The following is a 1,302-nucleotide window of genomic DNA, read 5'->3' as shown; positions in this document are numbered from 1 at the left end:
CTGAGGTGCGAAAGCATGGGGAGCAAACAGGATTAGATACCCTGGTAGTCCATGCCGTAAACGATGTCTACTAGCCGTTGGGGCCTTTGAGGCTTTAGTGGCGCAGCTAACGCGATAAGTAGACCGCCTGGGGAGTACGGTCGCAAGACTAAAACTCAAATGAATTGACGGGGGCCCGCACAAGCGGTGGAGCATGTGGTTTAATTCGATGCAACGCGAAGAACCTTACCTGGCCTTGACATACAGAGAACTTTCCAGAGATGGATTGGTGCCTTCGGGAACTCTGATACAGGTGCTGCATGGCTGTCGTCAGCTCGTGTCGTGAGATGTTGGGTTAAGTCCCGCAACGAGCGCAACCCTTTTCCTTACTTGCCAGCATTTCGGATGGGAACTTTAAGGATACTGCCAGTGACAAACTGGAGGAAGGCGGGGACGACGTCAAGTCATCATGGCCCTTACGGCCAGGGCTACACACGTGCTACAATGGTCGGTACAAAGGGTTGCTACACAGCGATGTGATGCTAATCTCAAAAAGCCGATCGTAGTCCGGATTGGAGTCTGCAACTCGACTCCATGAAGTCGGAATCGCTAGTAATCGCGGATCAGAATGCCGCGGTGAATACGTTCCCGGGCCTTGTACACACCGCCCGTCACACCATGGGAGTTTGTTGCACCAGAAGTAGGTAGTCTAACCTTAGGGAGGACGCTTACCACGGTGTGGCCGATGACTGGGGTGAAGTCGTAACAAGGTAGCCGTAGGGGAACCTGCGGCTGGATCACCTCCTTAACGAAAGATTGACGATTAGTAAGAATCCACAACAAGTTGTTCTTCATGACGATGTATCTGAGGGTCTGTAGCTCAGTTGGTTAGAGCACACGCTTGATAAGCGTGGGGTCACAAGTTCAAGTCTTGTCAGACCCACCACTACTTGAGTGAGGGTCAGCAAAACATGTTTCGCCCGAGCGCAAGACGAGAGCTATGCTCGAGTTAAGCATTCGCCTTAACACAGTCTACGATACATCGAATCACAAATGATAAGCTGGGGACTTAGCTTAGTTGGTAGAGCGCCTGCTTTGCACGCAGGAGGTCAGGAGTTCGACTCTCCTAGTCTCCACCATAGATTATAGAGCTTAGTAAGTTTATGCTTATTAATCTCTGTGATTTATCACAGTTGACTGCAGTCCGACGAGGATGCAGTGAATCATTAACAGATTGGCAAAATTGAGTCTGAAATAAATTGTTCACTCAATCAATATACGTTAACGCGTTGTTATGACGGGTTGATGAACGTAGATTGAATT

Annotated in this window: 2 tRNA genes and 1 rRNA gene; all 3 read left to right on the top strand. The window is 49.5% G+C overall.

From position 1 onward, the window contains the following. Positions 1 to 787: ribosomal RNA gene (locus FTU55_RS14940) — 16S ribosomal RNA — on the top strand; the annotation flags it as partial. Positions 788 to 848: 61 nt separating this feature from the next. Beyond that, positions 849 to 925: transfer RNA gene (locus FTU55_RS14935), tRNA-Ile, on the top strand. Between the two features lie 117 nt (positions 926 to 1,042). After that, a tRNA-Ala gene (locus tag FTU55_RS14930) sits at positions 1,043 to 1,118 on the top strand. Positions 1,119 to 1,302: the final 184 nt, after the last annotated feature.

This window comes from Acinetobacter sp. YH12117, from assembly GCF_013418865.1.
In the GTDB taxonomy this organism is placed as follows: Bacteria; Pseudomonadota; Gammaproteobacteria; order Pseudomonadales; family Moraxellaceae; genus Acinetobacter; species Acinetobacter indicus.
The sequence above is the reverse complement of the archived record's forward strand: the minus strand, read 5'-3'. Positions and strand labels throughout refer to the sequence as shown.